The sequence below is a fragment of the Pseudomonas sp. Pseusp10 genome, assembly GCF_059492225.1.
The window spans coordinates 4,829,479-4,846,699 of sequence record NZ_CP168528.1; the positions used below are offsets into that span (position 1 = coordinate 4,829,479).

Here is a 17,221-nt window from a genome sequence, read left to right on the forward strand (position 1 = left end):
TCATTGTGTACCGCGTATCAATCGTCGTGCAGCAAACCCGAACCATATTCGCCAAAGCTATTGCCGAGTGCGCTGCCATGGAAATTCATCTTGTCGGGGTTGCTGCTGGTCGGCCCCGGACCAAAGCCGGCCGGCTGCACCGAGTCGGTCGAATAATCGCTATGGGTGCTCACACCCGAACAGGCGCTCAACAACAAAGCACCGGCCATCAACGAAACTTTGACGAGGTTTGCGATCATTTTTTTATTCCTGTGGGTTGAGGCGCGGGGACATGACCTTTGGCGGTCATTCTATGCCTCACTTCAACGACACATCATGAAACTTTTCGGCAAGTCAGCGTTGGTTCAGGAACCGTGCGCACCTGGCGATACCTCACCCCCACTGCCTTGCGGATCGACATTGTCCAATGCTCGATTCACCAACAACGCCCCCACCACCGCCAGTTGCTGAATCGACAGCGCCAAACTGCGGGTTGAACCTTCGAGCTTGCAAGCCAGGTCAGTGGTCAAGACATTCAACGATGCAAGGGTTTCGCAGGCGTGACACAGGAGCGTTTCTGTATCGACGTTGGGAAGAATGGTGAAAACATGGCAGACGGGATCAGCTTGATTCGGGTTGCGTAGACGTTTGCTGACCACCCGCTGAGAGTCAGCGGAGAGTTGAGCAAGATCGAGAGAATCGGAGGCCGTTGCGGTTTCCCGAGGGTCAGGCGTTATCTTTTTCATCGTTTTCGTTCCTGGAATTAACCAACGGAACTGCCAGCATCACTTCCACGTTATGGGGTGGCAGCTGTGCACGGGTGTGGAAGACCAGGGATCCAGGAACCCGGCGCACCCGAAAGTGCCCCGCGCACAGCCGCCATAATTTAACAGCAGACATGAAAAAAGCGCCTGCTTAAATTCAGGTGGCGCCCTGTGCGCCTAGATCTTGTGAAGGGCTTCCACACCCTTGTCGCTGAATTTGCAGCGACGCAAAAAGGCTATCCGGGTGGCTGAGGGAGTGCAATATGGGCGATGGGGACGTGAGTTGCGGGAAATATCCGACATTTTCGTGCTGATTTAAACAGACCTGATTGCTGGTATTCGGACTCCTGAGCCCCGTCATCGCAATCCTGATAAACTCCCCCACCTCCCAGCCTCACCGATTCCAGATCCCCCATGTCCGTAACCGACGTCACACCCGCCCCGCTCTCCCGCCGCTTCTCCGTCGCACCGATGATGGATTGGATGAACCAGCGATAAACCCCTTACAAACAAAGGGTACATGGCCATCTCATTTCTCCTGTACCAATTTTGTACCACCGCTCACTGCCCTTACGTCCATTTCTATAATCAAAGTGAATGTTCTAAGCTATGAACGGACGCATGGCTGGTAAAAAACATCAAACAGTGTCCGAAATCACCTTCCCCCTACTAAGGCGCAACAATGTCGAACAACTGGACTGACGCAGAACTCGCGGCATCAGTAGAGGCTTATAGTTTGATGGCGGCGAAGGAGGCCGCCGGCGAGCCCTATAACAAATCGAAGGTATATCGAGATCTCGCCACACAATTCGGGCGCGAGCCCGGAGCCTTCTCGCGCCGAATGCAGAATATCTCTGCGCTTTACGAGGAGCTCGGACTACCGTGGATCCCGGGCCTGAAGCCTGCTAACCACGTAGGTGGTGATACCGTAAAGCCCAAGCTTCTAGATCTCATTCAAAAATCACCCTTCGGGGTAGTCGCAAAAAATAAATTCAAACATGGCGACAAACGCACCTGGGAATTGCTTTTAGATGCTTTGACTGCACTAGATGGAAGCGCAGGAAGGCTTCAGATCCGGGATTGGTTGAGGAACCACTACCCCAACTACAATGAGCATAACCTCGTCGACTTAGAGATGCTTTCAGTAAACTCGGAGTCGAGAACCTCCTATAGCCAAAACTCAAAGCCTCGCGCAACCAATTCGAATAGCATTTACGACGCGCTTTACAAGGTTGGCAACGGCACATCCGCCCGGTTTGAGCCATACTCGCCTGAGGTACATGGCGTTTGGGAAATTTATCCAGACCCTAATTCAGGCAATCGCTACGGAATGTCCATACGCAGGGTTACAGACCCAAACGTTATAGGGCTAGAAAAAGCTGCCGATGAAGCAGAGTCCAATAGTGCCTTCAGCCCCCAGAACATCGAAGATGCCAGGGATAAAGTATTTGCCGAAATCGTGCGTCGACGGGGTCAATCGAGCTTTAGAAAAGCCCTTCTCCAAGCCTATTCCAATACCTGCGCGATCACCGGCAGCAAACTCGTCCCCATACTGGAGGCAGCGCACGTCCATCCATACAAGGGACAACACACCAACGTAGTTTCGAACGGACTACTTCTACGCGCGGATATACACACCCTATTTGACCTGAACCACATCGCAATCGACTCAAGCACGATGACTATTCTGATATCACCAGATCTCGATGCCACTGAGTACGCAGAACTGAAAGGCAAGAAGGTCTACGTCCCCAAGTTGCAAGTGGAACGGGTAAGCACCGACGCCTTAGATTGGCACCGCAGCCGTTGCGGCTGGTAAGCATTGCATCGCCTCCGATTTTGGGGGCACCGCGAACGTCCGGTTTGGGTTTGTAGATTGCTGCCGATCACGAGCACTGCTGCTCAATATGCAAGGTGGATTGAGACCTTCCCCTGAGAACCATCCGATTCCTGTGATCTTCAAGCTGCTAAGCTTTTCTTCTCACGGAGGAAACGCAATGCAAAATAAAGATCTACTCCCTTCCCTGCTTTACAAAATCAATGAAAACCAGCTCGCTCTGGAAGCCGCCATTTTGGAGCTCTCAAATTGGGCTGAGAAGCGTGGTTCGCCCGAGGTTGCTGACAACGTTCGCGGAGCCCTGGAAGCTATCGACAAGAATGAAGAATTCATCAAGTTAACGCTCGGGGTGCTAATGACACCAGAGTGAAGAGCTAATGGGCATGTTGAAAAAGCCGGTTTGCTGAAACGGCCAGGAGAAAGGTGAAAACGCCTTTCCAGGACGCCGCCACGTGAAATCTGAGTCCGGCATCCTCTCTCGAAAGTAGAGATTTCGATCTCCGTCGCACGCTTTTCTGCTGCGAAAACAATGGCCGACTTTCAAGGAATCGACCAGAAACGGGAACTCGGTTCCTGCGTTGCACCTCGAGCGACGTGATGTGATGTGCTGTGCTGTTCTTTGCGGTACGTGAGAGTGGTACACACGATCATCTGGGCTACCATAAATCCCAAGGCCGGTCCCAGAAAACTACTACCTACGATGATCCTCGGAAGCTTGCTTTCACTTTGGAACAGGGGCTACCAAAAAAATTTTCGCCCACCGCGCGCACCAAAACAGTGCCGTAATTTTTTTACGGCACTCCGCTCGATGAATGATACAATGCCTCCCTTTATTTTGAGTTAGGAGATTGAATTAATGCTTACAAAATTTGAGGTCAAGAACTTCAAGAATTTTGGAGAGCCGCTAATCTTTAATCTAAAAGAAACTAACGGATATGAGTTCAACAAGGAATGCCTTGTAAATGGCATTGTCAATAAAGCAATCGTTTATGGATATAACGGCGTAGGCAAATCAAATCTTGGGTTTGCACTATTTGATTTAATTTCACACTTAACCGATAGACATAAGGGCGAAAAATCTTACAACAACTACCTGTTCGCCGGCTCAGATTGCAACATGGCGGTTTTCAAATATCACTTTTCCTTTAAAAGTGGAGAGGTCAGCTACGAGTATGGAAAGTCAGATTTCGAAACACTAGTTTATGAAAAGCTGATAATAAACAACCAAGAATTCGCATCAATTGACCGTAGAAAAAACAGCACTGCATATATTAATGCGAGTGGCGCAGAGACTCTCAAAAGAGATTTGGGCGACACACTAATCTCGATCATCCCCTATATAAAAAACAACTCAGTTTTAGAAGATAACACTAACAACACCTGCTTCAACGAGTTCATGTCATTCGTAAATGGCATGCTATTTTTTAGGTCCTTGGATAAGAACCATTACATTGGATTTGAGCAGGGTTCCAATGGAATTGAGTCTGATATAATTGAAAAAAATAATGTTAATAACTTTGAAACTTTCTTGAATGATGCAGGGATAAAGTGCAAACTCAGCGTCGTAAAAGGAGAAGATAAAACATATCTTGCCTTAGATTTTAATGGTAAAAAAATTAATTTTTTTGACGTTGCCTCACAAGGCACTAAATCTTTAGCACTGTTTTACTACTGGTATCAACGACTAGTTAGCTCCGATTCAAAAGTCACATTCCTATTTGTCGACGAATTTGACGCATTTTATCATTATTCACTATCAATTTTGATAATCAAAATGCTCAAAGATATTAAGGCTCAAGTGATAATAACAACTCATAACACCTCCGTTATGACAAATGACCTGCTACGTCCTGATTGTTACTTCTTCATTGATGGGGCTGGAGTGCATTCCTTATCAAACAGCACTGCAAAAGAGCTCAGAGAGGCACACAACATAGAAAAAATGTATAGAGCAGGTGCATTTGGTGGCTAACTATATTCTACTTATTTTTGAAGGACAAAAAACTGAAGTACTTGCATGGGAGAGCCTGCGAGAGTTCTTTCTAAAAGACTTAAACGACAACACGATCATTTATGGGATTTACGGAAACGAAATATATAGCCTTTACAACAAAATAGCTAAAGATCCTGACTTAGACTTATTTTCACTACTAAAAGAAAACCCATTAAATAGCAAATTACTAGCTGAAATTTCAAAAGATGAAGTTTCTGAAATTTTTTTATTTTTTGACTATGATGGTCACGTTGGCGGCGCCACTGACGAACAACTGTCGTCCATGATCAATTTATTCAACGAAGAAACTGAAACTGGAAAACTGTATATCAGCTATCCAATGATAGAGGCAATTAAGCACCTAAACGCACAAACTCCATTTTCAGGAGTCACCGTTCAATGCAAAACAAAAATTAACTATAAGGGCCTCGTATCCCAACAATGCGACGCCAACTACAAGCACTTCCACAGAATTAATGAAGCGCAATGGAAATATATAATTAGTGAACACTGCAAAAAACTAAATCACCTCATGACCAACAGCTTCACACTACCAACGGAATACTTTGATCAATCGTCTATTTTTGACAAACAGCTGGAAAAACATATTAAACCAAGCGGTGAAGTTTCCGTACTTAGTGGATTTCCAATTTTTATACTTGACTATTATGGAAACAACAAACTTGCCGAAATCATTCGGCCAATACAATAAGTGAATAAATTGCAATTTCCGTGCATACACCCACTATTTGTGGGTGTTTTCTTATCAACTCAATGACATTGCGAATACTAATTTTCTTAAAATTTGCAGCCTTCACTATATCGCCGTCAGCGAAATCAAATCCTATTCCAGATTCCCAAGCTGATAACGAGGGTTCGATTCCCTTCACCCGCTCCACTAATTTCAAGGCCTCCAGCGGTGCACGTACGTGACTGCAATCAGTTGGGGGCTGTATTGGGGTCCGTTTGTGTGTTTGCACGCACAAACAGCAGATGGACCTTTGCCTGCACCCTCCCCCTAGGTGCTTCAGGCTTTTCATGTTGACCCATCGGAAAACGGTTAGGAAGGTTAGTTTTTGACTGACTGCCCGGAAAGCCTTGTACAGCGTGGCTTTGCGACGACTACCGTAGGTTAGGTTTTGGTTAGCACTGGGTTATTTCCTAACCTTTATAGATGTTAAAAAACCAATAAATAAAACCCTTATAAATCAGTATCTTACAAATTAATAACCTCCAACCTAACCATAACTAACCCACGAAAGTTAGTCCTCAAGCCCAATAAACACGGGCCTTCCAGCGCCGCCAGACACACCATTTCAAAAACTAACCCTTTTCCCGAGCCACCTCTCAAAATCGCCGCCCGGGTCCGTTCCGACCAGCCGTTGCATTTACCCCCACCCTTGCAGGGATCTGCAGGCTTTTTCCACCCCACATTCGCGTACACAGCCCCCAGCCTGGGCCGGTTTGAGCTGGGTGCAGGTATGCAGAAAAAACGACACATTTAGCCCGCAGGCGTGGCGGGGGGACGACAGCGCGCGCCAAGTGAAGACCGAGGTGTCGACACCAGCCTTGCTGGGCAAACTACTCAGCGCGGAGACCCGCGATGGATGAGATTTTGTAAGGAACGCTTAGATGACAATGCTCGTACTGTTTGATTTTGAAGCATTGCCGTTTCGTGTAGTAACCGGAAAGGATGGGGCGCGTGGTTTTGTGCCAAGGACATCTGCGCTACCCTTGGTTACAGAAAATTACGTCAGTCGGTTGCCGACTACTCCCGTACAAAAACAAGCAATCCCTTCGTTTCGATATCCCCCTGCGTCACGCCATGTGGCAGAGCCATACGCCTCGCTGCTTGCACAAGAACTATACGGTTCACAGCCGCCTCGCCGTTAAAAGCATCACATTTTGAGTGTTTGAGCGGCTGTTTGAGTAACACTATTTAAACAAAATTCGGTACGTCTAGACCTAAGATGTGACGGGGAGCAGACAGCTCGCTGGGTGCCGAACTGACACCATCATTTCACCCATTCAAATAGTGATTAGCCTGCATCCCTTAGTCGAATAGTCAAGTGGTATATCACCTCACAACTCATAGCGATCAAAAGAACTAGCCAAAATATATCGAATCATATATTTTATTTTTGCTCCAAGCATCACTTACAAACACCCGCACTTCGATCCCGCCAGAGTAACACTCCAAGGATGAAAAAATATGCTCTTAGGTAAAAGCTGCCATAGAAAGGATAACCTTAAGACGAGGAAAACATTAAGGCTTGGAACTCTAGACTACTACAGAAAAACTGAACTCGAGCAGATTGCCGATCGCGAAGAAGGAATGCAAACATTCCACCTAGCATTTGACGGCCGAGTGGAAATCGACATAAAGCTTTACAATACAATATGTAGAGGAACCATTGGAATTTACAATGGGGACAGGGAAAAACAGAGAGGAATTAAGTTTCCTGGACAAACTGAAGGGCGTTTTACACGACTTGAATATGAATTCATAGATGAGGACGAGGACAAAATTGCCCTTATAAACTCCTCAGGAACCATAACTAGAAAGGCCCCAAATAGCTTTATATTCTGCATGTCAAGCATCAGAAAAACACGCGACTGCGTGGGGATGTTTGAAGGATACGACGATTACTGGTACTTAATGAAAACAAGAGCCGAAGAGTTTGGAATAGCAATCGGAAAACTCTTATTAAAACAAATAAAAGAAAACCATAAAAATAATAATTTCGTAGTCTCTCAACAGACCCCCATGGACGATCTTGAAATATATCTAAACCATGGCCTTGTACTTTATGCCCCCCGAGAATTCCACTTCACCAACGATAGCACCTTAACACTTGATGAAGTAATTTCAAAAATGGATAGCATGGCTTTTTTGAAGCCTGCAGACCCTTTTGAAAAAGAAAAGGAGTATCGGTATCATTTCACAATTGTTTCTAAAGGAATGATCATACCACCAATAGTTGACAACTTGATAATCGATGCAGAGTCTCTCATTTCACTTATTATCTAAACAACTCTTTACAAACACATCATCACCGCAGCAAACCAATCCAGCGAACAACGAGATCTTTGGGGCCGACTCACAATCGGCCGCAGCCCTACGCAAAGCAGAGTGACTCAAAATCCCATATCACGAAAACGCACTACTTCCTCCCCCAACCACTCGTTAACCTGTTCAAGGCGAGCTTGGATAGGTTCCAGTTCGTTCATAGTCCAAACCTCTGCCGCCTCTTTGATGGATCCGAACCCCCCGGCATTCTGTGGCACGATACCCATCAGTTGCGGCGGTATTCGCAGTGCAGCCAGTATGTCGTCGCGACTAATGTTCTTGATCGAGCCGAAATCATCCTTCGCCGCGACCTCGCTGATAGGGATCAGTTGGATGCCGTCTTTCTTCCCACCAGGTGCATACATGAAGAGGTTGCGGAAGTTGCCAGGCCCCTTGCTGCTCTTCATTGCACTGCGCAGGTCAGTGACGAATTCCTCGTTCTGCGCCGCGTCGGTCATGTAGAGAATGAAGCCAGCATGGCTGCCGTTCTGGTAGTACTTGCGTCGAAATAAAGTAGCTGATTCGTTGAGTAAGGCGCTCTGCAGCGCCGACAGCCATTCAGGTAACCCATAGATCTCCTGGTTGATATCCGCTTCCCGCAGGTGGCAGATGCTGTGCTTGCGGAACTCATGTTCATCACGCCAGCCCCGCACCTGGTAGTAGCTCCCCTCCTCGATCCCTCTCCTTACATACTTGGCCATCGCCGGTACCAACCCCAGCGCCTGGCGCAGCATGTTGTCGCGCTTTTCCAGATACCCATTGCCGCACCAGATGAAGTCCAGTGCGATCTGCTCGAAGGCCTGACGGCTCAGCAGTTTGTGTGGGATGAACATCCGGGCTAGGGCGTTGCGCTTAAAATTGATTCCCGACTGCAGGTACACGCTGGAACGCGTAGCCTTGGCCAGGCCATCCAGCGACAGCGGCGGCTCATACCAGCGCCCGTTTGACCAGCACTCCAGGTAATCGAGGATCTCGCGCCCATCGAGCACCGGTACCGGATCGCCGAAGGTAAAAGCGTGGGCCTGAGCCTGCGCGGGCAACGCCTCAACCAGATCAGTAGTCATCAGTAAATCTCCATGATGCCGGTGTTGGCAGTTGTCTGCCCTTCCAGCGGCTCGTTGTGCAGGGCATGGAACAGCGCCCATGCCAAGTCGGCGTGGCCGGTTTCGTCGTTACGACCGGCCGTATAAGTGAACTGCCGCCCCGAGGCGGTGATGGTCTTGCGGATGGCCATGAGGCTGGAGGCCATATCGGTCCAGCCCGCATCGAACTCCAGGCGTCCGTTCTTGATAACGTCGTAGGCCTTGAGCACCAGTCGGGTCTTCACTTCGGGCGAATAGCTGAACGTGGTGACTGCCGGGAAAAACTGGCGCACCAGCTGGGCCACGCCGCTGCCCAGGCCAGTGACGTCGACGCCGATGTACGTCACCCAGTAGCGCTTGGTCACCTGGCGAATGGCCTCGGCCTGCGCCGCGAAGTCCATACCCCGAAACTGGTGACGCTCGAGTACGCGGAACTTGCCACCCGGGACCAGCGGCGGTGCCACCACGATCAGGCCGGCGCTGTCGCCGGTTTCGGCCGGGTCGTAGCCAACCCAGACCTGTCGATCGCCAAAGGGACGTGCGGCGAAGGGTTTGTAGTCCTCACCCCACTCCACCCAGCTATCGACCATGCACGGCTGAAGCATGGTCAGCGGGAAGATGGAGGCACCGTCATCAACAAACTGGCACATCAGCAAATTGGCGAATTGCTCGGCGTTGTATTCGAAGCGCAGTTCATCCAGGTCGAACAGGTCGCAGCCACGTTGCTCGGCATCGAGGATCGTTACGATCTGGCGCCAGATCCGGTCCTCGCACAACCGGCCCTGCCCCAGGGCGTCGTGGCTCACGTCCAGCTTGAGGTGTTGGGCCGTCGGTTTGCCCTTGTTGAACCGCTCACCCGTCCAAAGCTTGTAGGCTTCATGGGCCATGCTCGACGGGGTCGAAAAGTAGGTTTTGCGCCAGTGCTTGTGCAGCGCCATGCCTGAGGCGACTTTGTTGAGTTCCTCGAACTTGTGGGTCCAGAAGAATTCGTCGAAATAGAAGTTGCCCGATCGCCCCTGAGCCGTGCGGTAGTTGGTGCCGAGAAAATGCAATTCGGCGCCGTTGGCCAGCACGATCGGATCCCCCGTCAGTTGCCGGCCCAACACGTCGCTGACAAACGCCTGCATGTAGTTCTTGAACTGGTGGGCCTGGGCCTTGCTGGCGGACAAGAAAATCTGGTTACGCCCGGTCTTGAGCGCATCGATCAACGCCTCACGGGCAAAATAATAGGTCGCCCCGATCTGCCGACTCTTCAGCAGCATCCGGGTACGTTGGTTCATCGATCGGTACCAGTCGAGCTGGTACTCGAAGCAACCGTCTCGGAAAGCCTCCTCTAACTTCTCAAAGTCGTCTTCGGAGAAATCGTTACGCTTGGGTTGTTTCTTGGGCTCAGCGTTGCGCGCGGCCAATTTCGGGTTGAGGTCGGTTTCGGTACCACCGCCTTGGAAGCGCTGAATCCGCGCCTGACGCTCCAACTGGCGGTGCAGTAGGTCGATTTCCTTAAAGTCGCCCCCGCTCTTGCCCTCCTTGAGGATCAGCTGCACCAGACGCGCCTCCAGCGCGCCGCCAATGCGCTCGACGTTGTCGGCCCGGTCCCAGTCGTCGCGGGTCTTCCAGGAGTGGATGGTTTTTTCTTTCTCGCTGAGAAAGTCGGCAATATCGGTGACGCGCCAACCCGTCCAGTACAAAAATTTGGCCTGGCGGCGAGGGTCCATCGGTGGGTGGGCGGCTTCATTCATGACGCAGATGCTGCCGTCACGCGCGCGAAGCCCCTAACTCCGCGACCTGTAAGGCTGCCGGCTACAAGCCAGCCTCATTGCCCGCTGTGCGCGCGCTGCCGACCATGGCCTCAACGCTACCTGCCACCGCAGCCAACGCATTGAGGCCTCTCCCCATGAAAAAGAAATTTCGCTCCAAGTGGACTCGCATCGCCGTCGAAGGCGCTACCACCGACGGCCGTCAGATCGAGCGCAGCTGGATCGAAGACATGGCCACCCAGTACAGCCCGAACACCTACGGCGCCCGCATCAACTGCGAGCACATCAAAGGCTATTGGCCGGGCGGTGAGTTCGGCGCTTATGGCGATGTCCTGGCCTTGAAGGCTGAAGAGGTCGAGATCAACGGTGCCAAGAAACTCGCCCTGTTCGGTCAGCTCCAGCCCAACGACGCATTGCTGGCCCTGAACAAGGCCGGGCAAAAGGTCTACACCTCGATCGAGGTCCAGCCGAAGTTCGCCGACACCGGCAAGGCCTACCTCGTAGGCCTTGCCATTACCGACACCCCTGCAAGCCTGGGTACCGAGGCCCTCTCGTTCAGCGCCCAGCACGGCACCTTAGCCAGCCGAAAAGCCCACTCGGACAATCTGTTCACTGCCGCCGAAGAGGTCTCACTGGAGTTCGAAGAGGTCAGCGAGCAACCCCAGGTGTTTGCCGGTCTCAAGGAAAAAATGAACACCCTGTTCGCTCGGCTCAAAGGCAAGGACGACGCTGACCAGGAGCAATTTGCCGAACTGGGCACTTTGATCAGCCAGCTCACCGATGCCGTGGGCAGCACCCTCGACGCCAATGAAAAAGCCCAATCCGATCTACAGGCGTTGAGCGGCAAACACGATGCGTTTGCAACGAAGCTTGCAGACCTTGAAGCCAAGCTCGGCAAGACCGCTGATCACAGCCAACAGCAACGCCCTCAAGTCACCGGTGGCGAAAACCAGGTGCTGACCCAGTTCTGACCCCAGCCTCTATTCGGAGAACCCTATGCGTAACGAAACTCGTCAGGCCTACACCGGCCTACTGCAACAAGTCGCCAAACTCAACGGCGTCAGCTCGGCGGCGGAGTCCTTCACTGTCACCCCATCGGTGCAGCAGAAACTGGAAACCGCCATTCAGGAGGCCAGCGACTTCCTGAAAAAAATCAACGTCATCGGCGTGGACGAAAAAGACGGCGAGGCAATCGTCCTCGGTGTCGGCAGCTCCATCGCTGGCCGCACCGACACCAGCCAAAAGGCGCGTACTCCCCGCGATGTAAATGCATTGGCGAAGGACACCTACAGCTGCAAAAAGACCGACTTCGACACCGCCATTCCCTATGCCTTGCTGGACGCTTGGGCCAAGTTTCAGGACTTCCAGGCACGTCTGTCGGGCGCCATTGTTGAACGTCAATCGCTCGACCGCATCATGATTGGTTTCAACGGTACCAGTGCGGCCGCAGACACCAATCGCGCGACTAACCCGCTGCTGCAAGACGTCAACGTCGGCTGGATTCAGAAGTACCGCACCAATGCCCCGGAACGGGTGATGAGCCATGGCGCGGTGGCGGGCAAGGTTACGATCGGCGCCGGCGGCGACTACAAGACGCTCGACGGTCTGGTTTATGACGCCATCCAGCTGCTCGATCCATGGCACCGCAAGCGCCCTGACCTGGTCGTGTTGGTCGACCGCTCGCTGCTGCACGCCAAGTTCCTGGCCAACATCGAAGGCGCTTCGGACAACGAGAACGAACTGGCCGCGTCTCAGATCATCGCCAAGGCTCGCCTCGGTGGTCTGCCGATCGAAGATGCCCCGTTCTTCCTGGACAAGGCGATCATGGTCACCACCCTGAAGAACCTGTCGATCTACTGGCAGATCAGTGCCCGCCGCCGTCACATCAAGGACGAGCCAGAGTGGGATCGCATCGCGGACTACCAGTCTTCCAACGACGCTTACGTCATCGAGGACTTCGGTCTGGGTGCCGTGGTCGAGAACATTGAAGAGGCATAAGCCATGGCGCTCTCACTCGCTCAGCGCCACCGGCTCCGCGTTCTCGCGGAGCTGGAGGCCGCCGCCACATCACCCTTGACGAGCATGGCCGGTGCCACCGCCTATGAACTGCAGCTGGCACAACTGATCCAGGATCGCCTGCGACTGAAGAACATCCAGGGCAACGAGGCCAAGGCCAAGCTCAAGATTCAGTTGCTGCCGGCCTATGAGCCCTATGTTGAAGGCGTTTTGGCTGGCGGCAACGGTGCCCAGGACGAAGTCATGACCACCCTCATGGTTTGGGCGATTGACGCAGGAGCGTTCCCGACCGCACTGAAGATTGCCGGCTACGTGCTCAAGTACAACTTGATCATGCCCGACCGTTTCGCCCGTACAACTGGCTGTTTGGTCGCTGAGGAGGTGGCCGAAGCCGCCCTCAAGGCACAGAAGGCCGGCGATACGTTCGACCTGCAGACGCTGTTCGAAACTGAGCAGATCACCCGTGAACAGGACATGCCCGACGAAGCCCGCGCCAAGTTACATCTGGCCATTGGTCGGGCGTTGGCGGCGCAGGTGGCGGATGAAACGCCGACTACCGAGCAGATGGAGACGCTCAAGGAAGCCAGGGGAAACCTCACACGCGCCATCGCGTTGCACACGTCCTGCGGCGGCAAAAAAGATTTGGAGCGCGTTGATCGTCTCCTGAAAAAACACGCTGGCCCAGCCAGCTAACCGAGCGTTCCCACGCAACCCCGGCGGCTCGGGGTGGATCAGCGGTTTGCTTCTTTCCGCCTGTGAAACCACGACCACCGCCGACTTATTTCAAGGCCCGATCATGAGCGGATTCGTAGCCAGCGGTGGTGCTCCTGCCACTACCCATATCAACACCGACCCCTTTTGGCCGTCGATTGACCTGGAGCAGTTGCGTGAAGCCTTGCGTATCGATTCCAGCGTCACCCCCGCGCGTCTCGAAACCGCCGCCGTCGCCGCGGCTATTAGCGTCAACCGCGATCTGGCCAAATGGCGGGCCACCCAACAGGCCAGCGGCTTTGTCACGCTTGCCCAGGTTCCCGGTGAAGCCATTGGCGAGCAGACAGAGTACGTCCATCTGTACGCCCGTGCAGTGCAAGCCGCCACCGGTGCCGAAGTCTGCGAGCGCTACCGCAGCTATGACAGCACTGCCATCGGTGACAAGAAGGCCGAGTCACTGCAGTTCAACATCGATGACTACCGCCGTGATCAGCGCTGGGCGATCCGCGACATCCTCGGTTGTGCCCGCACCACGGTGGAGTTGCTCTGATGGCCACCATCGTTCGCGCGCATCAAAACGAAACCGTCGACGCCCTGTGCTGGCGTCATTACGGGCGCACCGGCGGCGTCACTGAAGACGTACTGAAAGCCAACCCTCGCCTGGCGGACTACGGTCCCACCCTGCCCCAAGGTCTCGCCGTCACCATGCCCAATGCCCAAGCCACCGCCCCTCAACGCCAGATGGTGAACCTATGGGACTGAACACTGCCAATCAAGGAATCCACGACCATGGCTGATCCAACTTCGGGAACTATTGCCGGCCTGCTCACCGGCCTTGGCCTCGCCACCGCCGTGCCACTGATCGACGGCCATGCGCTGTTCGGCGCGGTACTGGGCGCCTGGCTGGTGACCAGCACCAAACACGACCTAAAGGCTTGGCAACGGGTGGGCTCGTTACTGCTTTCAGCCGGTGTCGGTTACCTGTTCGGCCCTGTGGCACTACAGGTGGCGCCGTTCATTACCAGCGGCGGCGCCGCTTTTGCCTGCGCCCTGGTCATCATTCCCATCAGCATCAAAGCGATGGTCTGGGTCGAGCAGACCGATGTCTGGGAAATCCTGCGACGTATCAAAGGGGGCAGCTGATATGCCGACCATTGCTTTGTTGATCCCATTGCTCACGGCGGTGGCCTACCTCGCCGGAGCCTTGCGCCTGGTGTGCTATAGCCGGGGTGATGCCCGCTTTCGACGAGGCATCTCGTTGTTGGCCAGCCTGTTCGGCGCCTCGCTTTGCTTGTCCGGGTTGGAAATCCTCCTCTACCGCCCTCCCGTCAGCATCTGGCAAGCAACCACGACGGTGCTGCTCTGCACCCTGATTTTCCGTTCACGCGGCAACGTCGCCGCCTTGCTGAGGCCCAGCGAATGACTATTACCCTGCGTCACGGTGACCGCTCGCAAGCGGTGCGTATCCTGCAAAAAAACCTGAACAGCCACGGCGCCAAACTGACCGTCGATGGTGCCTATGGTGATGCCACAGAGGCCGCCGTGCGGGCTTACCAGTTAAAGGTTGGTCTGGTGGCGGATGGCATCGCCGGCAGCAAAACCCAAACCAGCCTGGCCGGCGGTGATTGCCAGCAACTGCTGAAGAACGCCGACCTGGTCAAGGCGGCCGAGCGTCTCGATGTTCCCCTGGCCAGCATCTACGCCGTCAACGAAGTGGAATCCAATGGCCGTGGCTTTCTGGATAACGGCAAGCCGGTGATCCTGTTTGAACGCCACATTATGTACCGACGCCTGGCCATGCCCCGGTACGACGGTGACGACGCCGCGCAGCTGCAGCAGCATGCCGACCAGCTCGCGGCCAGCAACCCGGCCCTGGTCAATCCACGCGCGGGTGGCTATGCCGGCGGTACCGCCGAGCACCAGCGTTTGGCGAATGCGCGTCTGATCGATGACACCACCGCACTGGAATCCACGTCATGGGGTGCGTTCCAGATCATGGGCTACCACTGGCAGCGACTCGGTTACACCAGCGTCCAGGCCTTCGTCGCAGCCATGAGTGCCAGTGAGACCCAGCAGCTCGAGGCCTTTGCCCGCTTTATCGAAACCGATCCGGTACTGCACAAAGCGTTGAAGGCCAAAAAATGGAGCACCTTCGCCGAGCTCTACAACGGTCCGGACTACAAACGAAACCTCTACGACATCAAGCTGCAGCGTGCCTTTGAACGCCACGCGGATTGCGGCTGCGGTCAGGAGCTGGCGGCATGATCGACATCGACCAGGTGCGCAGGTTGAACATTCAAGACGGCGATCTGCTGGTGGTTCCCGAAAACACCGAACAAGACGGCATGGAGCTGCTGGGCGAAGCGCTTCACTTTTTGATGCCCGGGGGCAGGGTCATCATTGTTCGCGGTCCGGTCCAGCAGCTGGATGTCAGCGCCATGAACAAACTCGGCTGGTATCGCGCATGAGCACGCTGCGCCAGGCGCTGTATGGCCTCGCCTTGCTCGGCGCCCTGGCGTTGCTGATTTGGGGCCAGGAACAGCGCATAGCGATCGCCGACAAGAACACCGAACTGGCAGCGAAAGATGCCAAGAACGCCCGGGATGAATCCGATCGCAACTTGGCCACAGCCGAGGCCCTGCATTCGTCGCTGCAGCAAGAGCGTCACGCACAGTCCGACCTGCGGACTCAGCAGGATCTGCTGCGGCAGAGTCTGGCAAAACGGGAACGAACCATTGAGGAATTGAAACGTGAAAACGCTGAACTACGGGAGTGGGCTGCTCAGCTTTTGCCTGATATTGCTCGCCGGCTGCGCGAGCGCCCCGCCCTCACCGGCGCCGACGCTTATCGTCAGTGGCTGTCCGGCCGTGGTGCCATGCAGCCTGCCGGCGACGGCTCCAACCAATAACGGCGCACTCCTCAACGACCAGGACCGCGTCGAGGCCGCCTGGGCTGACTGCGCCGCCCAGGTCGATATGGTTTACCAACACCAGGTGCAACATGAACAAGCCCGATAGTCTACGCGCCCATCTAATGGCCTCCGTCCCTGAACTCAAACACAATCCGGACAAGCTGCTGATCTTCATCGACAAGGGCAAGGTGCGCTGCACCGCGGCTGCCAGTCTGTCCTTTGAATACGCCTATGACCTGCAGATCATCCTGACCGACTTCGCCGGCAACCCCGACAGCGTAATGCTGCCGCTGCTCGGCTGGCTGCGGGTCAATCAGTCGGAATTGCTGGCCAACCTGGACAAGTCCGCCGACGGCATCAAGTTTGAAGCCGACGTCATCGATCACAGCAAAGTCGACATGAGCGTGACTCTGCCGCTGACCGAGCGGGTGCTGGTGAAGAAGCAGGCGGATGGCACTTACAGCGCTAAACACGCCACCGAACCGCAGTACACGCCCTACGAAGAAATCACCGGTCCCATCCAGGTGTTTTCCGGTGAAGAGCTGATCGCCGAATGGCAAGCTCCGCTGCCACCGGACGCCATGGCGCTGGCCAGCCCGCACCCGCAGCGTCCTGTCCATGAGTGACCTGCACACCCTCGAGGACTGGGCCGGTCTGCTGCTGCACCGTATCGAGCCGGCTGCCCGCACGGCCTTGGCCCGCTCCATTGCGCAGCAGCTGCGGCGCAGCCAGCAACAACGGGTCACGGCTCAGCGCAACCCGGACGCCAGCCAGTACACCCCGCGCAAGCCGCGTAACCTGCGCGGCAAGCAAGGCCGGATCCAGCGCAAGGTCAAAATGTTTCAGAAGTTGCGCACTGCAAGCTATTTGAAGGCCCGAGGCGACAGCAACCTGGTTAGCGTTGGCTTCACCGGGCGCATTGCCCGTATTGCCCGGGTGCACCAGTACGGACTGAAAGACCGCGCCGAACCGGGCGCACCGGATGTTCGCTACGACCAGCGCGAGGTCCTGGGCTTCACCGATGCCGACCTTGATCTGATACGCGACACCTTGTTGGCCCACCTGACCCTGTAGCCACTCGCGCTACAAGTGCGCCGAGCT

General features: G+C 54.1%; 21 protein-coding genes and 1 pseudogene. 18 read left to right on the forward strand and 4 right to left on the reverse strand.

Translation table 11 applies throughout. The features are described from left to right. Positions 1 to 17: 17 nt before the first annotated feature. Positions 18 to 239 (reverse strand): hypothetical protein, encoded by a 222-nt coding sequence (locus ACEN8Z_RS21915; RefSeq protein ID WP_495595639.1) that lies wholly within the window; start codon positions 237 to 239, stop codon positions 18 to 20. Positions 240 to 344: 105 nt separating this feature from the next. After that, the gene (locus tag ACEN8Z_RS21920; RefSeq protein ID WP_495595640.1) at positions 345 to 725 is read right to left on the reverse strand and encodes a DUF6124 family protein; all 381 of its coding nucleotides are present in this window, start codon (positions 723 to 725) and stop codon (positions 345 to 347) included. 700 nt (positions 726 to 1,425) lie between these two features. On the opposite strand from ACEN8Z_RS21920, the gene ACEN8Z_RS21925 reads away from it, so the two are divergent. From ACEN8Z_RS21925 to ACEN8Z_RS21945, 5 genes are all read left to right on the forward strand, one after another. Continuing rightward, positions 1,426 to 2,562, forward strand: coding sequence for an HNH endonuclease (locus ACEN8Z_RS21925; RefSeq protein WP_495595641.1), 1,137 nt, complete (start codon positions 1,426 to 1,428; stop codon positions 2,560 to 2,562). A gap of 178 nt (positions 2,563 to 2,740) precedes the next feature. Next, positions 2,741 to 2,950, forward strand: a complete 210-nt coding sequence (locus ACEN8Z_RS21930) for a hypothetical protein (RefSeq protein ID WP_495595642.1) — start codon at positions 2,741 to 2,743, stop codon at positions 2,948 to 2,950. Positions 2,951 to 3,436: 486 nt separating this feature from the next. Beyond that, positions 3,437 to 4,552, forward strand: a complete 1,116-nt coding sequence (locus ACEN8Z_RS21935; RefSeq protein ID WP_495595643.1) for an AAA family ATPase — start codon at positions 3,437 to 3,439, stop codon at positions 4,550 to 4,552. Beyond that, positions 4,545 to 5,285, forward strand: a complete 741-nt coding sequence (locus ACEN8Z_RS21940) for a hypothetical protein (protein WP_495595644.1) — start codon at positions 4,545 to 4,547, stop codon at positions 5,283 to 5,285. Before ACEN8Z_RS21935 ends, ACEN8Z_RS21940 begins: the two co-directional genes overlap by 8 nt. Before the next feature lie 1,500 nt (positions 5,286 to 6,785). After that, a complete protein-coding gene (locus ACEN8Z_RS21945; RefSeq protein ID WP_495595645.1) occupies positions 6,786 to 7,604 on the forward strand; it encodes a hypothetical protein in 819 nt (272 codons plus the stop codon). A gap of 107 nt (positions 7,605 to 7,711) precedes the next feature. On the opposite strand, the gene ACEN8Z_RS21950 is transcribed toward ACEN8Z_RS21945, so the two are convergent. Both ACEN8Z_RS21950 and ACEN8Z_RS21955 read right to left on the reverse strand, forming a co-directional pair. Further along, positions 7,712 to 8,707: a phage portal protein gene (locus ACEN8Z_RS21950; protein ID WP_495595646.1), complete on the reverse strand. Its 996-nt coding sequence runs from the start codon at positions 8,705 to 8,707 to the stop codon at positions 7,712 to 7,714. Further along, entirely contained in the window at positions 8,707 to 10,464 is a 1,758-nt protein-coding gene (locus ACEN8Z_RS21955; protein WP_495595647.1) for a terminase ATPase subunit family protein, read from the reverse strand. The genes ACEN8Z_RS21950 and ACEN8Z_RS21955 overlap by 1 nt, the downstream gene beginning before the upstream one ends. Before the next feature lie 155 nt (positions 10,465 to 10,619). Here ACEN8Z_RS21955 and ACEN8Z_RS21960 point away from each other — a divergent pair, with 155 nt between their 5' ends. The 13 genes and pseudogenes from ACEN8Z_RS21960 to ACEN8Z_RS22020 all read left to right on the forward strand — a co-directional run bounded on the left by ACEN8Z_RS21960 (position 10,620) and on the right by ACEN8Z_RS22020 (position 17,194). Further along, entirely contained in the window at positions 10,620 to 11,453 is an 834-nt protein-coding gene (locus tag ACEN8Z_RS21960; RefSeq protein WP_495595648.1) for a GPO family capsid scaffolding protein, read from the forward strand. 25 nt (positions 11,454 to 11,478) lie between these two features. After that, positions 11,479 to 12,480 carry a phage major capsid protein, P2 family gene (locus tag ACEN8Z_RS21965; protein ID WP_495595649.1) on the forward strand — a complete coding sequence of 334 codons (1,002 nt, stop codon included), beginning with the start codon at positions 11,479 to 11,481 and terminating at the stop codon, positions 12,478 to 12,480. A 3-nt stretch (positions 12,481 to 12,483) separates the two neighbouring features. Further along, the gene (gpM, locus tag ACEN8Z_RS21970) at positions 12,484 to 13,191 is read left to right on the forward strand and encodes a phage terminase small subunit (RefSeq protein ID WP_495595650.1); all 708 of its coding nucleotides are present in this window, start codon (positions 12,484 to 12,486) and stop codon (positions 13,189 to 13,191) included. A 103-nt stretch (positions 13,192 to 13,294) separates the two neighbouring features. Continuing rightward, positions 13,295 to 13,759, forward strand: coding sequence for a head completion/stabilization protein (locus tag ACEN8Z_RS21975; protein WP_495595651.1), 465 nt, complete (start codon positions 13,295 to 13,297; stop codon positions 13,757 to 13,759). After that, positions 13,759 to 13,971 carry a tail protein X gene (locus ACEN8Z_RS21980; RefSeq protein ID WP_495595652.1) on the forward strand — a complete coding sequence of 71 codons (213 nt, stop codon included), beginning with the start codon at positions 13,759 to 13,761 and terminating at the stop codon, positions 13,969 to 13,971. The genes ACEN8Z_RS21975 and ACEN8Z_RS21980 overlap by 1 nt, the downstream gene beginning before the upstream one ends. A 27-nt stretch (positions 13,972 to 13,998) precedes the next feature. Further along, positions 13,999 to 14,352 (forward strand): putative holin, encoded by a 354-nt coding sequence (locus ACEN8Z_RS21985; protein WP_495595653.1) that lies wholly within the window; start codon positions 13,999 to 14,001, stop codon positions 14,350 to 14,352. Position 14,353: 1 nt separating this feature from the next. Continuing rightward, the gene (locus tag ACEN8Z_RS21990) at positions 14,354 to 14,632 is read left to right on the forward strand and encodes a phage holin family protein (protein ID WP_495595654.1); all 279 of its coding nucleotides are present in this window, start codon (positions 14,354 to 14,356) and stop codon (positions 14,630 to 14,632) included. Then, positions 14,629 to 15,474 (forward strand): N-acetylmuramidase domain-containing protein, encoded by an 846-nt coding sequence (locus ACEN8Z_RS21995; protein ID WP_495595655.1) that lies wholly within the window; start codon positions 14,629 to 14,631, stop codon positions 15,472 to 15,474. The genes ACEN8Z_RS21990 and ACEN8Z_RS21995 overlap by 4 nt, the downstream gene beginning before the upstream one ends. Next, on the forward strand, positions 15,471 to 15,677 hold the full coding sequence (locus ACEN8Z_RS22000) for a hypothetical protein (protein ID WP_495595656.1): 207 nt from the start codon (positions 15,471 to 15,473) through the stop codon (positions 15,675 to 15,677). Before ACEN8Z_RS21995 ends, ACEN8Z_RS22000 begins: the two co-directional genes overlap by 4 nt. After that, on the forward strand, positions 15,674 to 16,117 hold the full coding sequence (gene lysB, locus ACEN8Z_RS22005) for an Rz-like lysis system protein LysB (RefSeq protein WP_495595657.1): 444 nt from the start codon (positions 15,674 to 15,676) through the stop codon (positions 16,115 to 16,117). The genes ACEN8Z_RS22000 and lysB overlap by 4 nt, the downstream gene beginning before the upstream one ends. After that, positions 16,035 to 16,226, forward strand: a pseudogene (gene lysC / locus ACEN8Z_RS22010) (Rz1-like lysis system protein LysC); the annotation flags it as partial. The gene lysB and the pseudogene lysC, both read left to right, overlap by 83 nt. Continuing rightward, positions 16,210 to 16,746, forward strand: a complete 537-nt coding sequence (locus ACEN8Z_RS22015) for a phage tail protein (protein ID WP_495595658.1) — start codon at positions 16,210 to 16,212, stop codon at positions 16,744 to 16,746. The pseudogene lysC and the gene ACEN8Z_RS22015, both read left to right, overlap by 17 nt. After that, positions 16,739 to 17,194 carry a phage virion morphogenesis protein gene (locus ACEN8Z_RS22020; protein WP_495595659.1) on the forward strand — a complete coding sequence of 152 codons (456 nt, stop codon included), beginning with the start codon at positions 16,739 to 16,741 and terminating at the stop codon, positions 17,192 to 17,194. The genes ACEN8Z_RS22015 and ACEN8Z_RS22020 overlap by 8 nt, the downstream gene beginning before the upstream one ends. Positions 17,195 to 17,221: the final 27 nt, after the last annotated feature.